The following is a 15861-nucleotide window of genomic DNA, read 5'->3' on the forward strand; positions in this document are numbered from 1 at the left end:
GTTTGCGGGGTTAAAATTGTTTGTTCTTCACCACCATGTTCCTGATGGTCTTAAGTGCGATGGCCATATGGTTCTCCACGGTCTTGATGGATACCCCGAGTATCTCGGAGATCTCCTTGTACTTGAGTTCGTCCAGTCGGCTCATCTCAAAAATCTGTCGGGACTTTTTAGGGATCTTGTCCAGGACTTCCTGGATCCTCCGGACATACATTTCCCGTTGTTCCTGCTCTATGATCTCTTGTTCGATACATGGACTACTGGATCTTTCGTCCTCCAATCCCCGATCCAATGTATGTTTCAGCTTTTGGTACGACACGGGTTCCATAAGTTTATGTTTGACTACTACAAAGAGGTACGGCTTTGGCTTTTTGATCTGATCGAGGCGCTCGTGGGCATTCCACAAATGGATGAACACATCCGAGACCTTTTCCTCGATCACGTCCATGTCGTTTTCATAGGTGGTACCAAAACGGCATAGACTCTCATAATAGCGGTTGAATACCGTCTCCAACGCCCCTTTGTCCCTCTCTTTGATCAACTGGAACAGTTCCAGGTCAGTTTTATGGTTCAATGCTTGGTATGTAGGTTTACTTTTCATCGCTTGGGGCTATGGAGAAACTCTTGGGTGCTATTTTTACGATCTTCACATCGGCTATGAACTCCAACGTTCTTATGAACTGGTCCAAATCTTGATCTTCAAAGGCGGCATTGATCCTTTTATGGGCGAGAGCACTGTCCGAAACGATAAATTCGGCACCGTAAAATTCATTGATGGGTGTCAGTGCCCGTTCCAGGGTAAGGTCGTGCAGCAATAGGATATTATCCTTCCAGGCCGTGGTCTTAGAGACATCAAAGTTCCGTTTGACCACTTCCCCGTTCTTCACGTTCAGTGAAAGTTCTTCATGGGGACGTAATTGAATCCGGTCGCCGGAATCCTCAAGGGTCACTGCGACCTTGCCGCTTTCCAGGGACACGGTCTTTGATGTTCCCTTGGTGTTCACGTTGAACTTGGTCCCCAGCACTTGAACCTCCAATCCTTCCGTATGGACCACAAAGGGCCGTTCTGTGTCCTTGACGACCTGGAAATACACCTCGCCTGTCATCCATACCTCGCGGGCATCATCGGTAAAAACTTCAGGGTACCTAAGCTCGGAATTCGCGTTCACCGTGATCTGTGAACCATCGGGAAGCACAAGCTGCCTGCGTTCCCCTTCCTTGGCCGTAATATGGTTGGTGTACCTGGAGGCATTGTCCCGTGTGAACAAGAACACACCAAAACCGATCAATACGGCGGCCACGGCCGCCACCAGTGTTTTGATCTTGTTGCCATGGAAAATGATCTTTGGTTTGGGCGTGTGCGAGATTCCCTCCAGGACCCGCTTTGCAAAGTGTTCCTTTCGCAGGGCAAGTGACGGCCTTGGATAGCACTCCCATATCCGTTTATATTCTTGATAGCGTTCCCGTAAACTGTCATCGAGCAACAGGTTCACTTCGAACATGGACCGGTCCTGATCTGTACCGAGTTCCCCTGAAAGTTTTCGAACACATTTGACATCCTCCTTGGATACTTCCATTCTTAGGTCTTTTACCAATAGGAGGGTCGAAAGGTAGAATTACCCCTAGATCGGTATGTCATCAAAACGAAAAGAGTAAATTAACTAAAGGTTAATACCCGGCTCCGGCCATCAAATTCAATTGGGCAGCAGCACCCCATAAGCGGTCAATGCCACAAACACCTTTTACGCAGCTCCAGTTTTGCCCAGTGGAAAAAGCATGGGATCAGCGGGTCATGAGAACCAGACGTCTGTTCCCATGGTGCTCCTCCAGGATCAACTTAAGGGACTCCCCCTTCCCCAAAACAAACTTGGGCAATACAAAATCCCATCGGACCTGCTTACCGCCTTTGATCAAGGTGGACCCGGTACATGATGATAAAGGAAGCAATCGAACTTCCTGATAAGAGGTTCTGCGCCTCTTGTTTCCATTGACATAAAAGAAATCCAAACGGTCCATTTCAAAATCAATCTCGGAACGGTTCCTTATCCCGACACGCAAGTACACCCTGTCCCGATCGTAGACCACTTTCTCCAATCGAAGCCTGATCCCACTGCTTCGTACCGTTCCCAAATTACCTGTTCCGTTATCCAAAAGAAATTTACACCGCCCATCGTCCGGTCCGGGTCCCACCTTCAGGGGATCCTTGCCATCCTTTGATACCTCCGGGCGCTCTTGACCTATACTTGTCCCTTGGTCGATGAAGATATTCAACCGTGGGAGCGACCTTCCATAGGCCAGGATATAGGCATACACCTTCCCATCGCCGGTGACCACCAAAAGATTGCTCTCCGTTCCGGCAACACCTTGCAACAAACCAAGATGACCTGCCGATTCCCGGTCATAGGAAAAAACAAAACGTTCATCACCGGTTACCGCCCGGTGGATGGGACTGGGAAAAAAAAGGGCCACGGTCTGGTGCTCGTTGACATAAATGGTATCCAAGCTATGTTGCCCGGACATCAACTGTAAGCCCAAACCCGTCCATACTATAAAAAAGATGTTCAAAATTTTCATGGCTTTTGTACTAATTTGATCTGATACTGATGTTGAACGGCCACCTTGATGGCTCGATTCCGACCTTGAAAAATGCGTTTGATGCCCCGGAACTGGGGGACCCCGGCAATATTGAGGTCTCCAAGGGAGGCATCCACCCCACTTTCGAGCACCTCTCCCCGCAGTCTATTTTCCACATAGATACCTTCCTCCCCATCCTGAAGGTCAAAAGCCTTTAAGCTGACCTGATGTTCCCCGATCTTGACAATGTCCAACATCACCCGGTTCGTTCCTATACGAACAAAACCATAGATGCGGGATCCCCGGGGGAGAAAATGGCCTTCCAGTGACAGGTCGCTGTCCAATCGAAGGACCAAACGATGGCCTTCCCTAACGATCTGGTTTCCGTCCACATGGGCCAAACCGACCGGTTTCACGTCGGCTTTGGGGTTCGAGGCAAAGAACAGTTGATGCGCTAGGACCAATTCTTGGGTCGTTACGGCATCGGATACCCGGACCTCAATGGTATCATGTCCAACGGGGCGAGATTCCTCCGGCCCGGAGGGTTCCTTCCGGTTCGCCGTGGGAGATCCGGTGGCATGCCCAGTACTGGACCGATAGATACTGTCAATGATCCTTTGCTTCTCATATTCCATATAATCCGGGTTGAAATACCCCTTATCGTCCACCATATGGTCGGGGTACAAGGACGGCACCTTGGTCTCCCGCTCTTCCTTGACCGCCTCGAGTGCCCCCAACTTGGAATCGAACTCGGGCTGGTCCTCCCCGAGATCGGGCAGGGGTATGTCCGCCGGGACCAAATCAGGTTCCTTTTCCCTGCCAAAGGTCATGATACCATAAAGGACAAGGAAAATGACCACGCAGGCCATCACCAGGACAAAGACAATTTTATTTTTCCGTGCTTTCATGTATTTCAATGTTTCGAAGTGAATTTTCAAAAAAATCAATGATCAACAATCCATGTGGATTATGCGGAAAATTCCGTTCCACTAGGATCAAATGGCCAGAAGTGACCAGTTCATAGGTATCGGTAACCGACCCCCTAAGGATCTGAAGTTGCGTTCGGGTCCGGAATTCCAGATAGTCCTCCCCCATCACCATCTTGGAATCTATGGCCACTACCCTTTGTACCAGGGAATACTGTAGCAACCGATTATAGAATCCATCCGCCCTCCTTTGCCGATATACCTCGGCCACCGAGGCATCCCCAAGCCAAAGCGCCCTCTCCATATGCTTTTCATAACTACCGGCATCCATCCCATAGAACCAGTTATGGAAGCGTTCCAAATGCGCCAAGGCCTCCACTTCCAGGTTTTGTCGTTGATCTCCCCTTTCCAAGGGAAACACCTCCCCTTCCCCGCTGACCATAAAGGCATGGTCCAAGCTTTCGCGGTATATACCGGCCACGACCAAAACGGACAATAAACTGACCAATCCGGAGACGATGACCACCGAGAGTACTACCCATCGGTTCCACCGCAGCACATGTACTATATTTTTAAATGGTGTCTTCATGATCGTAATGATTATCCGGTGAACAGGCGCAGTGTAAAACTGGTCGCTTTCCGGTACAGTTTAAATTTGAGCAGGACGATAAAACCAATGGTACCAAGTTCAATGATGGAAGCAAAGAATTCACTGCCCCAGTCAAAACCAAAGAGGTTGCCCCAGAAGTTGGTACTGATCTCCGTGTAGAGATGGTTCACGAACACATTGACCAAAAAGAAGGCCGGTACTATCATATAGACCCCTGCATAGAGTTTGAAATAGTTATAGGCCAGGGGACGGAACTTCTCAAAGACGGCCATACTGATCACCAGGGGAAAAAAGGCCTGTAAGATCCCCAACAGAAAATACCGTTCCGATAAAAAGAGCGGATAAATGAACAGGTCCAGTAGCCATAGTACCACCCCGACCACAAAGGCCAGGACCTTCAGGCCATATAGTGGTGTTACCAGGGCCTCATACAACAGTGCCATGGCTTTTTTGGCGGCATCCAGGGCCCCCACGTCCCGCTCCAGATCTACCTCCTGCAACTGCAACGGCAGGAGGGCCGGAGCGGTATCACGGTACCGGGTCTCTATGGCGACCAATATCCCATCGAACACCCCCAGTACTTCGGTTGAAAAAATGACCAGGAGCACCACCAAAAAATTCTTGGCCAATTCCGTTGGGGTCAATCCCCAGGTATGCCCATCGGTACTGGCCATGCCCTCACTGTACTTTTTCAATATGTTAATCAAAAAGAACAGGACGGCCAAAGCCTTCATCCCCACTAGGGCGTACTGGGAAAAATCACTGTCCTTGATGGTCTGGAAGACCGCATCCACATATTCCAATCCTATGCCCAAAAAGAACCCTCCCATCAGTATCCCGTTTCTCTATCATTGATCATAGCCTGCATCCGACGAAATGAGATGATCTCTCCGTAGCGTCTTAGCTTGGTCTCCAGCTCGGCCACCATTTCCTGCGACCGGACCTTTTTCTCCATCAATATGGCCGTACGCTCGGCATCCGTCATCTTCAATAGATCATCGGACAAGATCTGATTGACAAAGTCCAGGTCATCAATGGCCATATCCATGATCTGCTCAAAGGAACGCGACACCTGTTCCACCTCATCCGTTTTGATATATGGGGAGTTCAGGATAGCACGCAGATTTTGTTGCACTTTACGGAACAGTGCCTCATTGTTCCTGACCATTTCCTGGATGGCCTTCAATTGTTTGATGGCATTGTTCACCTTGACAATATTGTCCTTCTGTTCCTTCAAAAATTCCACGGTCCTCAACAGTTCAGAGGTCTGCTTGGCGGATTCCAATAAAGATTTGGTCATACTGATAAAGTTGGTATTGTCATAAACCGGCATCCCCTGGGCCACAAGCCTGCCAGAGGGACAAAGCATCAATAAAAGGATCGATATCCCTGTGCCGACCCTCTTCCATAGGGCATGTCTTACATCTATTTTCATATGGTTCTCTTTTGTTGATTTATAAATTCCTTAATGGCCCGTTCCATATTGCCGCACTGCCGATAGTGTTCCATGATCAGGGCATGTTCCGCCCCATCGGTGAGATAAGCGGCATGGGCCTCAGGGGGCACTTCCAGTCGGAAGACATTGCTTTCATTCCCGATCTTGATAAAGATCTCGGTATACCTTCTCTTCCCGGTGAGTTGGTTGCGTATGGACCTCAGTTGGACGATGTCATGATCGGAGAGGTTCAGCCTGCGCCGCAGATCCGCATACCCCTTTTCATTTCTAAGGCTGTAGATGACCTGGGTGTTTTCCAGTATGCTCGCCGCCGCCGGATTTTCAGGTAATTGATTGATGGATTGCAATACGATACCAACGGCCCCGTTCTGTTTTCTTATGGCCTGGTAGTAGAATTCCACACTCTCAAGGACCTTGGGGAACTTCAATTGCTTGGCGAATTCATCGAAGAGCACCATGCCCCGTTCGGACCGGTTCTGCCAAATGGTCCGTTGGATGGCGGACTTGATCAATTTGAGCATCACGGATAGGATCTCCTTATTGTCCCTGACCTCGTCCAGTTCAAAAACGATCAAACGCTTATCCTCTATTTTATAGGTCTGGTCCTCCTCGGCATGGAACAGGGTACTGTACATCCCCCCATCCACATATTCGGAAAGGATGTGTAAAAAACCATAGACATTAAAATCGGATTCCTGTACGCGGATATCCCTAATCAAGGTGTCCTTGTGGCGGTCCACAAAACTGTAGAGTGAAGCGAGGGAATGCCCTTCCCTGACCCGGTCATAGTAGTGCAGCAATACTTTTTTCAGGGCCACATGCCTGGATTTGGCCACCTGTTCCTCTGCCAGGAGCTCCAAGAGAAATAGGGCCAGGTCCTCTAAGCGCTCCGGGGTCAAGTCAGCTTCGTCGACCATGTAAAACGGATTGATCCCCAAATTCCTTCCCTGCTCATAGCGCAGTACCACGTGGTCATCCGGGTATAGCTTGGCGAACTTGGCATAGGACCCTCCCAAATCTATAATGACCAACCGAACACCGGCTTCGAAGAATTGACGCAGAATGTTATTGCCCAAGAAGGACTTACCTTCCCCGGTGGGTGCGAATATGGCAAAATTACGGGCCTTGATACGCGTTTTCCCCTCATCCCAGACATCCTTGAGCACGGGAACATTGTACTGCCTGTCATTGAAGAGGATACCGCTATGGTCCGAGCGATAGTTGGTATTGTTGATATAAAGACAAAGGGCCGCTTTAAGGTCCATCACAAAAAGATCCCCATTGGAAAAGTTGGGGGCATGACAGGGATAGGAATTCAAAAAATAGTGTGTACGCTCCCCGCCATTGGGATGGTAAGGCCGTATGTCCAACCCTTTCAACGGCGCTTTGATCTTGGAGGCGATTCCCTTCAACGCCCCCAGTTCCTGGTGCCAATAGATGATGTTCACATGACCTCGAACGATTCGCGAAGTATCGTCCGCATTGATCTTGTCCAGGATATGACGGACCTTTTCAAGGACCACTTGGTTTTGTGATCCAAAATTGGAACTCTTTGCAAGTCCCTCGATCTTCTTGTCCAATACCTTGCGCCACTTTTGGGTATCGTCCATATACAGTATCTGGTTGACGATATGGTTCTCACCCAGTTCCAGTCCCAGACCATCCAAAAACCCCATATGAAAACTGAAGCCCTCCGAACTGAACTTCCCATTGGGAATACTGCTCTGCACGCTTTCACCAAAACACCCTTCACTGTTGATGGCCATCAGGTCGAAATAATGGTCACCTATCTCAATGGGATGGTTCCCGAACAGGATATCCGTATCAAAATCAGGATTGAAGCCGTTGAAGTACGCCCGGGTATGTGCCAGGATCTCATCTGATCCCATGGGGACCGCTACCAAGCCTTTGTAATTGTTGATATAGGATACCACATCGTCGACTGCGGTCATGAACTCCGCAACTTGCCTGTCCAACTTGCGGTGCAGCCCTTTTTCCAGTTTTCGAAAGGGATTGACATACTTGGCAGCGTTCAGCTCATTGTCCAATGGAAGTACAAAGCACAGGTACCCTTGATGCAGCAGATATTCCCGCCCCTTGAAATGATCGTGGGTCGCCTTGGACAAAAAAGTATCCGTGGGAAGCCCAGCTGCATCATAGCCTTTCTTTTGATATACGTCCTGTTTATGGACGACCGTCCCCACGGGCAGGGATTTAAAGGCCTGGAACCACATAGCGTGCAATTCCTCAAAATCGGTTTCCGATAAGGAATATACTTCCGGCAGTTCCAACCGATAGTAAAGGACCACATTGCCATTGTTGCCAAAGACCACATGGTTCTGGATATCAAGTATGGGATGGTTGGTACTGAGATCGATCTTAGACATCGTGCAAGGGGCTAATGGATTTATTGCTGATCACGGAAGGGAAATTTTGGCCCGTGCCGATATGATACGGATGCCCGACCCATCGTAGCAATGCCCCGTACAACAGGACATTGAACAACAACAGGCCTACGATGACACCAAAACTGAAAGAAAAAATGATGACCAGGAGCGAACCGATGACCGATACCATCATAAGGCCGAACAGGGAAATGGAAAGGCCCATGATCATCGCCTGCTTTCTTATGTTCCCATAGACTTCAAACTTTTTCATCACACCACGATTCCTATGAGATAGGTAAATATACCCACTACGGCCCCTGCGATCAGTACGAATACAAGTACTCGGGTGATCCCTTTTTTCAGATCGGAATTCTCTCCAAAGAAGTGACCTGCATTAAACAGGAATCCCACTAAAAAAATGACCCCGAGGATAATGGGGAATATGGCCCGAATGGTATCCGAGATGTCATTGACGGAATCCTCGATACCCCCGATCTGGGCCAATAGGGCACTGGAGGTAAAGAGTAGTAACAAGGTAAGGAAGAATGATTTTCGCATATCGTGAACGTTTAATTATTTGACAATTATCGATAGGTGAAAAGTACTTGAAATAACACCTCAAAAATCTGTCTTTCAGTGTTTTGCGAACAACATTAATTTTGTTACCAAATAGCTTCATTTGCATTCATCCACTATCAAAATATAGGAAAGAGGCCACGATGATCGTTGATATCCCCAAATGTCCAAATCAGAAAATAGGCCCAAAACGTCAAATAGCACGTGATCGGCCCGTTATGGACCATATATTTTGGGGATACCAATTAGGTGAAAACATCAGATGTAAACGCTGTGGGTCCTCGGCCACCTCAAAGAAGCAGTACCCCTTGATCTGGAAAGTTGTGTGGAAAAGCACGGACATATGGCCTAAACTCATTTTTTCACATACAGAATTTAATTCGTGACAACATTTTTTTTAATGAATATGCCAAAGCCTATACATTTTCATAAGATTTAAAAATAGCCACATGTACAAGGAAATATATTTGGTAGATGATGAGGAACTGATCAATACCATAAATGCAATTCAGTTTAGGAAATTGGGACTTGAGGACAAGATCAGAAGTTTCACAAATCCAGAATTGGCCTTGGATGGCCTAAGATTTCGAGAAGATCATTCAGAGAGGCTGATCGTTTTTTTGGACATCAATATGCCCGAGATGACCGGATTTGAGTTTTTGGAGTTCATGCAACTTGAAAGGCTTCCCTCGCAGATAGATGTGGTAATCGTCACCTCGTCCGACAGGGAGGATGACCTGGAAACGGCAAAAAAATATACTGAATATGTACGTGGGTTCGTGAAGAAGCCATTGAGAAAGGAAGATATCCAAAACTATCTTGAAATGGATACGGCATTGTTCCCGAACGATGGTGCCACAACAGTATAGGTCCCCAATATTCACGATATACCCCTATCCATAGAGCGAAAAACTTTGGACGGGGTACCGGCAGTCTAATGTTCGGATGAAAAACGTACCATAAAGTTGGTGCCCTCGTTCTTTTGACTTTCACAGATGAGTTCGCCTCCCAAAATCTCCACAAAATCCTTGGCGATCAACAGACCAAAACCGGTACCTTTTTCACCCGATGTGCCCCTTGTCGATTGGGGTTTGTCCCCTTGGGCCAATTTGTTGAACCAGGAAGCGTCCATGCCCGTTCCAAAGTCCTCGACCCCAATTTCAATATATCCTTCCCCTTGGCGTGACCATAGGACTATTTTTTGGTCCTTATGACTGAACTTTAGCGCATTGGATATCAGATTTCTTAAAACGACCTTTAAAATATTATCGTCCGTAAGGATTTCAGGGGCCGATACTTCATGGACAATGGCAATATTTTTGTTCTCTGCAATTCTTTCAAATTCATTGCTGAGGGTCGCGAACATCTCTTGGATATCACATCGTCTTGTCTCCAGCCTAATCCCTTCAAGCTGACTGTAGGACCATTGCAACAGTCCGTTCACCATATCTATTTTATCCGAAATTTCAATATTCAGCTTTTCCAATATCCCCTTCAGTTCATCATCCTCCAGATGTTCCTCTATCATTGAAATGATCACACTTAGATTGTTGAGGGGGGCACGTACATCATGGGATAAAAGGGAGAACAATTTATTCTTGAGCTCGTTCACCCTTGCCAGCTCCTCATTTTGCATTTCCAGTGCGCTGTTCGTGATTTGCAGTTCTTTGGTTTGCCGGTCCACCTCCGATATAAGATTCCGGTTCGCCTCAATTTGGATCCTCATGTTCTCATCTTCGATCAATTTGTACTTAAATCCGAGAAGAAGAGAGAAAAGGATCAATTGAAAAGTGATCAAGACCGAAGTGGTCAACACTACCGGAATCGCATTGAACGTATAGAACCTCATCAAAAACCACGTACCAATATAAAATAGGGCCGCCAGTAAAATTGGGGCATAGGAATAAAGATAGTACCTATTGAACCTTTGAGCTGTAAAAAGCCAAAAACCGGAAAAGATGTTGAGAAAAATAGCCGCCATGGCAATGATCGCAGCGATCATCACAACCATATCATTGAACACATCCGAGCCCGTAAGCAAATTATTGGCCAGATGTAACAATGGAAGACCGACCGTGGCAATTATCAAAAAACGGTACCCCTTGGACAATCTGGGATACCTGCTCCCTTCAATATTGAGATAGTCCTTCGTGAAAATCAACAATCCATAGGTGGTGATCATTGCGGTGGTCAACGAGGCCTTATCGGCAAACAGGGCCAAGGATTCCCCAAAGGAACCGTCGATAAAAAACGATAGGCTCCAATGCATGGTCAGCCCAAATATCAAGATACAGTAATGGAGCAAGATCTTATGTCTCAAAATGAGGTACGAGAAGAGGTGATACACCCCAAAAACTCCAAAAATCGCCGTAAATACCAATGTTGTCAAAAACCTGAAATCCAGATTCTCCATAATATTAATTAAAGGGTAGGCTGTTAAAAATAATGCTTTGGGAACCGGTTCCACGCCGATTCCTTTTTTCAATGTAAACCTTTTATAAAAAAAGCGCAAGTCCAATCCTTTCAAATTGGATGTGATGAACAAATCAAGGGAAACGGTGAACAAAAAACAATCCGCCCAATGATACCTTAGCACCCCATAAGAACTTTTTGGATCCGGAATTCCATCCGATGGGCAGGACCATCAAAGGATCCCAACGGATGTATGGTTAGGTCGACCGATAACTTGACGTTCCGAGCCACGGTGGCCCATTCCCATCTTGCCCTGGAGATTACGGTAAAAGCGGCTTTCAGCCCTGTTCTTTTTGTCAAAGGCCACCAAATTGAACATTCGTCGCATTCGGCCCAGGACCCGCTTGCCGTAACGCTCTTCCAGTTCACCGACATTGAGATCGGTGGTACAATGGGTTCGCACATGATGTTTGACAAATAAAGCATAGCGGGACAACAAGACCTTGCCCAATACATTGCACTCCTTTCCATTATGCCATCCGTTGGGTTCCGCGCCAAGATCGTCAAAACAGAAAAACTGCCCATTGCCAAAATCCTCGATAGTCTTATGCCCCAAATGGTTGAAACCAAATACCACATTGCGGGTGGGAATGACGATATAGGGACGCTGACAGGGAACCAAAAACCTTAAAAGCCGAATCAAACCGATCTTTCCACAGCCTACAGGTCCGGTCAACAACAACCCACGGAGGGGTTCGATGCCATACTTTTTACAGCGATCGTAATCCCTGGTAAGGTAAGCGCATAAAACCAGCAGGGTATCCATATCTTCTTCATGGATATTGAACCGCTCCCCGAACATCATTTTGCCCTTGACCTGAAGATACTCCAGTATCCTTTCGAAATCATAGGTGACCTTAGTACCTTCCAGTTTCCCAATGTGATAGGTGCGCGCACCTTCGGTGATGATATGTGGATGATTCAATTTCATGATGCTTACCGATATGCCCTTAATGATCTATTGGAAGTTCCCGAATTACTATTTTTCAAGGTCGTTTTGATGAATCTTTCTAATGACATCCCCTTCGAGAACTAAAACCTGGGATTCACTTTATTGCGCTCCAAAACCTCCATGATCTCACTATGGTCATAGTAGAGCACTCCCCCTATCCTGGTATAGGGCAAGGTCCCGTTAATGCGAAGGTTTTGAAGGGTTCCCGGGGAAATGCGCAACAGTTCCATGACCTCATTGGATTTGAGCCATCTTTTGGCAAAATGACCATGCCCATCCTGCAACAATGCTTTGATGTCCTCCAATAGTTCCAGTTTGAAATCGATAAGGTCCTCTGTGGTAATAATGGTCGCTCCCATAGGTTCTGGTTTTTTTAAAAAGGGCCACCGCCATGGCTTGATCCAATTGGATGGCCCTTCCCTTGATTTGACTTTCAATGCAAATCTTAGAAAGCATTTTGGATAAACATCCCAAGTATGTACCTACTTGGGAACGATTTTTTTCACATCACCTTTGATTCGATTTGAGGCCATTTGGCACAAGGGCAGACCCCAAAAAGCCGGAACACCTTCACATGATGGGCCCAAAAACCCGGGAAAACAGAATTCCGGTCTTGGTAACAAGTAGGGAAATGTCCCAGTCCTCATTCATCCAAGGTATCCATCCGCTGATGGAGCATAGCTATGAGCTTGTCCAAAAATCTGGTCTTACTGGTCTTTCGGGAACGGATATCGATAAAGGTATGATAGTAGTTGCCCAGGTCCACATTGTAAAAATGCTCAAAGTGCGAGGCCATCTCCTTGATATCGATCGTGCCACTGTTGACGGAATTGCTGGCGTGAAGGGCATACAAGAGTTCCACAAGATCGGTCTTGCTGCCGGTCCAAAATAATTTTGAGGGTTTTTCCATAGGTGTATTCTTTTGGGGTTCAATGGAATTATGTAGGTCGTCCACCTCTTTTCTGAGGTAGACAATGAGCATATCGTAGGCCATGATGGTGGCAACGGTACCATCCTGACATGTGGAGAAGCGATCATCGATCAAAAAGTAAAAGGATTCCAAGGGCAATCGCAGGTCCCGATTGCCTCGGACGAAATACTGTTCGTCCAACGACATGGCACCCCGTCTGTAATAGTTATAAAACTCCAGGTTGTCATTGAAAAAGGCCTGGAACCTATCGATCTGGTGCTGTAGGTATTTAATCTGTGCGGTGTGGTTGCCACGGGGACGTTTGCTTTCGATATTGAAGAGCCTGACATAATAAATGAGCTTACTGAATATCTGGGGCTTTACATGCTTGAAAAAATAGATCTCGTCCGCCTGCGTCTCAAAATCCTTTTCCGCAACCTGTTTTTGGAGTCTTCGAATACATTTTTCCACAAGCACGATACCCTTCTCGGCCTTGAACAGTACATCACCGTTCCCACCTTCCAGGGCATCCAACTGGCCTTCAAACTCCGATAGCAGCTTTTGGTACTTCATACCATAGATCCTTTAATGCTGACCTTCCATGACACCTAACAATTCCAAGATATAATTATCACCTGTCTGTAGATAAGCATATTTTTTATGGACAAGGGCGCCAAGCTTTCTCTTCTCAAAGGTTGCGGTCATTCCAAAGTCTATCTTGGGGATACCCCTTTCGATAGCACGTTCAATGGTTCGGTACAACAATTGCCGATAGGTCGCATAGTCCTCTAAGTTTTCATAGTCCATGCCCACAAAGGCAGGGACATAGACTTGATCCAGATTGGTATAGCAGAACATTACACCAAGAACCTTTTCCGAATCTACTTCTGGTGTCAGAACGATAAATTCCCATAACGGGCTTTCGTTCATACAATCGAATAGGGATTCAGGAAAAGAAAAGGTATTGAGCCCCATGTTCCTGGACTGCACCGCTCCGAGGAGAACCTTAAATTGTGACAACAGGACACCATCCACTTGGGAAAGCACCTTGCAAAAGGACCTGTTTAAAAACAATTGGATATCCTTCCGATAATGTCGTCTGTTTCTCGAGGATAGCTGACCTATATAATCCGTCATTGAGGGCACCCCTTCCAGGTTCACGGTACAGGAATTTGGCATACGGACCCTTAAAAACCCATGGCCGTAGAGTGTAGTGTTCCATGGAGTATCCTTTGGAAAATCACGGAGGACCGTCATTTTGCTCCCCAATGGATGCTCCATCCCTTCCATCAGCTCCAAAAGGCAGTCCAAGGATTCTTGTGCCAAGATATGGTCCCCATCCCAATAGCAATGGTCCCCTTCGGTGAACAGACACCCCATGGACAATACTTTAGAACACAAATGATAGGGATCGATCTTCCTTTCCTCTTCGATATTAGCGGACACTTGGGCATCTGCCAACATATCGTCCTTCCATAAGGCCAAGTTCAGAAAGGTCATTAAAATTGGAGCTCCTTGCTTGTCTCTTATGATAACATAGCGAAATGACCAGTTATGTTCCTGCCCTTTTTGGCCTTTGAACACCGTTTCAAGTAATTTGAGGCCCTTCCAATCGTAGACCCCCTGACCTCCCATATAACAGTCCCATTCCTTCTGGTCCACTTGATCGATGGAATCCTCGATGGAAATATTGAGTTTACTGGATCTACTTTCTCCATCGTTTAATCTATAGTCAAGCTTAAAGGCGTGAAATACCCTTTCCTTATTGGTCCGGGTCTCCTCGAGGGCCTTGGGGAAATGATGTGCCATGGCCTCGACCAAACCTTTGATCTCCGGCTTTTGGTTGTGTCTGGATATCGTGATGCGCACCCCGGTATTTTTTACCGGTACTGCGGGGAATATGCCCAAGTTGACATAATAGCCTTCCCGCATCAAGCGGTTGACAAAATTGTACCCTGTTTTGGGCATGCCCGTACCGATATAGAACACTGGAGAAGCATTTTTATCGATCAAGGGAAGAGTGGTCTGACCCAGACATGAATTAAAATAGTTAATCCGCTCGCCCAAGTCCGATTGCAGATCGTAGATTTCCGGTGACAGGTGGATCTTCGCCGAGGCCATTGCCGCTGCTACGGAGGCCGGTTCGAGTTGGGCAGAAAATGTAAGTGGCCCCCCAAAGGTCTTGATCTTTTCATAAAGACCTGGATTAGAGCAGGCCAAAACGGCCCCACTTGCACCAAAGGTCTTGCTCAAGGTCCCGAACAAGAGTACGTTTTCCAGTAATTCCCCCAATTGGTCCAATACATATCCCGTACCATGTTTTCCCGTCCAGCTCATTCCATGCACATCGTCAAAATATAGCCGTAATTGCGGATACTGCTTTCCAAGGTCCATTAGATTTTGTATGGGGGCATAGTCCCCGTACATTGAATAAATACCATCGGCCATATACCAGATATACCGCTTCGAATCGCGATATTTTTTGATCTTTTCCTCTAGCATGTCCAAGTTGTTGTGCCTGATCATCTCGATGGGAACGCTCCGGGTCTTAAGCATTTTGGCCGCATTTTGAACGCTCCAATGGACCTGATGGTCCAGAACGATCACGTCATCATCATTTACGGCACTTGGGATGACCCCTATGTGTCCAAGTGTACTGTTCTTGGTAATCACAATAGGATTGTCATACATTTTCTGAATATGTTCTTCCAATTCCTCGTACAGGGGGTTGGAGATATAGGACTTGGACAATGGAAACTGGGTGCCGTACTTTTGAATGGCTTCCATGGCTGCCTTTTTTAAACGGTTGTCCTGTTCAAGTCCCAAATAGCCGGTGGTACCAAAATGGTACAGTTCCCTCCCATCAACCGTTATGGTCCTTCCTGAAAATGATTCCCCCCCAGCATATAGGTGCAGTACCCCTGCCGCTTTAGCATCCGTAAATACCTCGTGTACGGTGTTCAAAAAATTGTGGTGTTTGATTTTTGCCATTTGGTTTGAT

Annotated in this window: 16 protein-coding genes; 1 reads left to right on the forward strand and 15 read right to left on the reverse strand. The window is 46.9% G+C overall.

Annotation, left to right across the window (positions count from 1 at the left end; all coding sequences use genetic code 11):
- Positions 1 to 10: 10 nt before the first annotated feature.
- From PY091_RS17610 to PY091_RS17655, 10 genes are all read right to left on the reverse strand, one after another.
- Positions 11 to 598: an RNA polymerase sigma-70 factor gene (locus PY091_RS17610; protein ID WP_275650804.1), complete on the reverse strand. Its 588-nt coding sequence runs from the start codon at positions 596 to 598 to the stop codon at positions 11 to 13.
- Positions 588 to 1574 carry a FecR family protein gene (locus PY091_RS17615; RefSeq protein WP_275650805.1) on the reverse strand — a complete coding sequence of 329 codons (987 nt, stop codon included), beginning with the start codon at positions 1572 to 1574 and terminating at the stop codon, positions 588 to 590. The genes PY091_RS17610 and PY091_RS17615 overlap by 11 nt, the downstream gene beginning before the upstream one ends.
- Before the next feature lie 205 nt (positions 1575 to 1779).
- Positions 1780 to 2571, reverse strand: coding sequence for a DUF4138 domain-containing protein (locus PY091_RS17620; protein ID WP_275650806.1), 792 nt, complete (start codon positions 2569 to 2571; stop codon positions 1780 to 1782).
- Positions 2568 to 3479, reverse strand: coding sequence for a conjugative transposon protein TraM (gene traM / locus PY091_RS17625; protein WP_275650807.1), 912 nt, complete (start codon positions 3477 to 3479; stop codon positions 2568 to 2570). The genes PY091_RS17620 and traM overlap by 4 nt, the downstream gene beginning before the upstream one ends.
- Complete coding sequence (locus tag PY091_RS17630; RefSeq protein WP_275650808.1) at positions 3460 to 4086, reverse strand: conjugal transfer protein TraK; 627 nt, start codon at positions 4084 to 4086, stop codon at positions 3460 to 3462. Before PY091_RS17630 ends, traM begins: the two co-directional genes overlap by 20 nt.
- A gap of 11 nt (positions 4087 to 4097) precedes the next feature.
- On the reverse strand, positions 4098 to 4937 hold the full coding sequence (locus tag PY091_RS17635; protein ID WP_275650809.1) for a hypothetical protein: 840 nt from the start codon (positions 4935 to 4937) through the stop codon (positions 4098 to 4100).
- Positions 4937 to 5542 carry a conjugal transfer protein gene (locus PY091_RS17640; RefSeq protein ID WP_275650810.1) on the reverse strand — a complete coding sequence of 202 codons (606 nt, stop codon included), beginning with the start codon at positions 5540 to 5542 and terminating at the stop codon, positions 4937 to 4939. The genes PY091_RS17635 and PY091_RS17640 overlap by 1 nt, the downstream gene beginning before the upstream one ends.
- Complete coding sequence (locus PY091_RS17645; protein ID WP_275650811.1) at positions 5539 to 7950, reverse strand: TraG family conjugative transposon ATPase; 2412 nt, start codon at positions 7948 to 7950, stop codon at positions 5539 to 5541. The genes PY091_RS17640 and PY091_RS17645 overlap by 4 nt, the downstream gene beginning before the upstream one ends.
- The gene (locus tag PY091_RS17650; protein ID WP_275650812.1) at positions 7943 to 8221 is read right to left on the reverse strand and encodes a hypothetical protein; all 279 of its coding nucleotides are present in this window, start codon (positions 8219 to 8221) and stop codon (positions 7943 to 7945) included. The genes PY091_RS17645 and PY091_RS17650 overlap by 8 nt, the downstream gene beginning before the upstream one ends.
- Positions 8221 to 8508, reverse strand: a complete 288-nt coding sequence (locus PY091_RS17655; protein WP_275650813.1) for a hypothetical protein — start codon at positions 8506 to 8508, stop codon at positions 8221 to 8223. The genes PY091_RS17650 and PY091_RS17655 overlap by 1 nt, the downstream gene beginning before the upstream one ends.
- Positions 8509 to 8975: 467 nt before the next feature.
- Between PY091_RS17655 and PY091_RS17660 the strand changes: the two genes are divergently transcribed.
- Positions 8976 to 9395, forward strand: a complete 420-nt coding sequence (locus PY091_RS17660; protein ID WP_275650814.1) for a response regulator — start codon at positions 8976 to 8978, stop codon at positions 9393 to 9395.
- 65 nt (positions 9396 to 9460) lie between these two features.
- On the opposite strand, the gene PY091_RS17665 is transcribed toward PY091_RS17660, so the two are convergent.
- The 5 genes from PY091_RS17665 to PY091_RS17685 form a co-directional block, all read right to left on the reverse strand.
- Entirely contained in the window at positions 9461 to 11011 is a 1551-nt protein-coding gene (locus PY091_RS17665) for a sensor histidine kinase (RefSeq protein ID WP_275650815.1), read from the reverse strand.
- A gap of 159 nt (positions 11012 to 11170) precedes the next feature.
- The gene (locus tag PY091_RS17670; protein WP_275650816.1) at positions 11171 to 11929 is read right to left on the reverse strand and encodes an ATPase; all 759 of its coding nucleotides are present in this window, start codon (positions 11927 to 11929) and stop codon (positions 11171 to 11173) included.
- A gap of 101 nt (positions 11930 to 12030) precedes the next feature.
- Complete coding sequence (locus PY091_RS17675; protein ID WP_275650817.1) at positions 12031 to 12309, reverse strand: helix-turn-helix domain-containing protein; 279 nt, start codon at positions 12307 to 12309, stop codon at positions 12031 to 12033.
- A gap of 284 nt (positions 12310 to 12593) precedes the next feature.
- Positions 12594 to 13433 carry an RteC domain-containing protein gene (locus tag PY091_RS17680; protein ID WP_275650818.1) on the reverse strand — a complete coding sequence of 280 codons (840 nt, stop codon included), beginning with the start codon at positions 13431 to 13433 and terminating at the stop codon, positions 12594 to 12596.
- A 12-nt stretch (positions 13434 to 13445) separates the two neighbouring features.
- Positions 13446 to 15851, reverse strand: a complete 2406-nt coding sequence (locus PY091_RS17685; RefSeq protein WP_275650819.1) for an aminotransferase class I/II-fold pyridoxal phosphate-dependent enzyme — start codon at positions 15849 to 15851, stop codon at positions 13446 to 13448.
- Positions 15852 to 15861 lie beyond the last annotated feature (10 nt).

The sequence above is a fragment of the Flagellimonas okinawensis genome (assembly GCF_029194005.1).
In the GTDB taxonomy this organism is placed as follows: domain Bacteria; phylum Bacteroidota; class Bacteroidia; order Flavobacteriales; family Flavobacteriaceae; genus Flagellimonas; species Flagellimonas okinawensis.

Excerpts from the sequence above, each read along its gene's own strand:
- PY091_RS17630 (WP_275650808.1), bottom strand. The coding sequence starts at position 4,086 with ATGAAGACACCATTTAAAAATATAGTACATGTGCTGCGGTGGAACCGA.
- PY091_RS17645 (WP_275650811.1), bottom strand. The coding sequence starts at position 7,950 with ATGTCTAAGATCGATCTCAGTACCAACCATCCCATACTTGATATCCAG.
- PY091_RS17685 (WP_275650819.1), bottom strand. The coding sequence starts at position 15,851 with ATGGCAAAAATCAAACACCACAATTTTTTGAACACCGTACACGAGGTA.
- PY091_RS17675 (WP_275650817.1), bottom strand. The coding sequence starts at position 12,309 with ATGGGAGCGACCATTATTACCACAGAGGACCTTATCGATTTCAAACTG.
- PY091_RS17680 (WP_275650818.1), bottom strand. The coding sequence starts at position 13,433 with ATGAAGTACCAAAAGCTGCTATCGGAGTTTGAAGGCCAGTTGGATGCC.
- PY091_RS17620 (WP_275650806.1), bottom strand. The coding sequence starts at position 2,571 with ATGAAAATTTTGAACATCTTTTTTATAGTATGGACGGGTTTGGGCTTA.
- traM (WP_275650807.1), bottom strand. The coding sequence starts at position 3,479 with ATGAAAGCACGGAAAAATAAAATTGTCTTTGTCCTGGTGATGGCCTGC.
- PY091_RS17650 (WP_275650812.1), bottom strand. The coding sequence starts at position 8,221 with ATGAAAAAGTTTGAAGTCTATGGGAACATAAGAAAGCAGGCGATGATC.
- PY091_RS17635 (WP_275650809.1), bottom strand. The coding sequence starts at position 4,937 with ATGGGAGGGTTCTTTTTGGGCATAGGATTGGAATATGTGGATGCGGTC.
- PY091_RS17655 (WP_275650813.1), bottom strand. The coding sequence starts at position 8,508 with ATGCGAAAATCATTCTTCCTTACCTTGTTACTACTCTTTACCTCCAGT.
- PY091_RS17615 (WP_275650805.1), bottom strand. The coding sequence starts at position 1,574 with ATGGAAGTATCCAAGGAGGATGTCAAATGTGTTCGAAAACTTTCAGGG.
- PY091_RS17660 (WP_275650814.1), top strand. The coding sequence starts at position 8,976 with ATGTACAAGGAAATATATTTGGTAGATGATGAGGAACTGATCAATACC.
- PY091_RS17640 (WP_275650810.1), bottom strand. The coding sequence starts at position 5,542 with ATGAAAATAGATGTAAGACATGCCCTATGGAAGAGGGTCGGCACAGGG.
- PY091_RS17610 (WP_275650804.1), bottom strand. The coding sequence starts at position 598 with ATGAAAAGTAAACCTACATACCAAGCATTGAACCATAAAACTGACCTG.
- PY091_RS17670 (WP_275650816.1), bottom strand. The coding sequence starts at position 11,929 with ATGAAATTGAATCATCCACATATCATCACCGAAGGTGCGCGCACCTAT.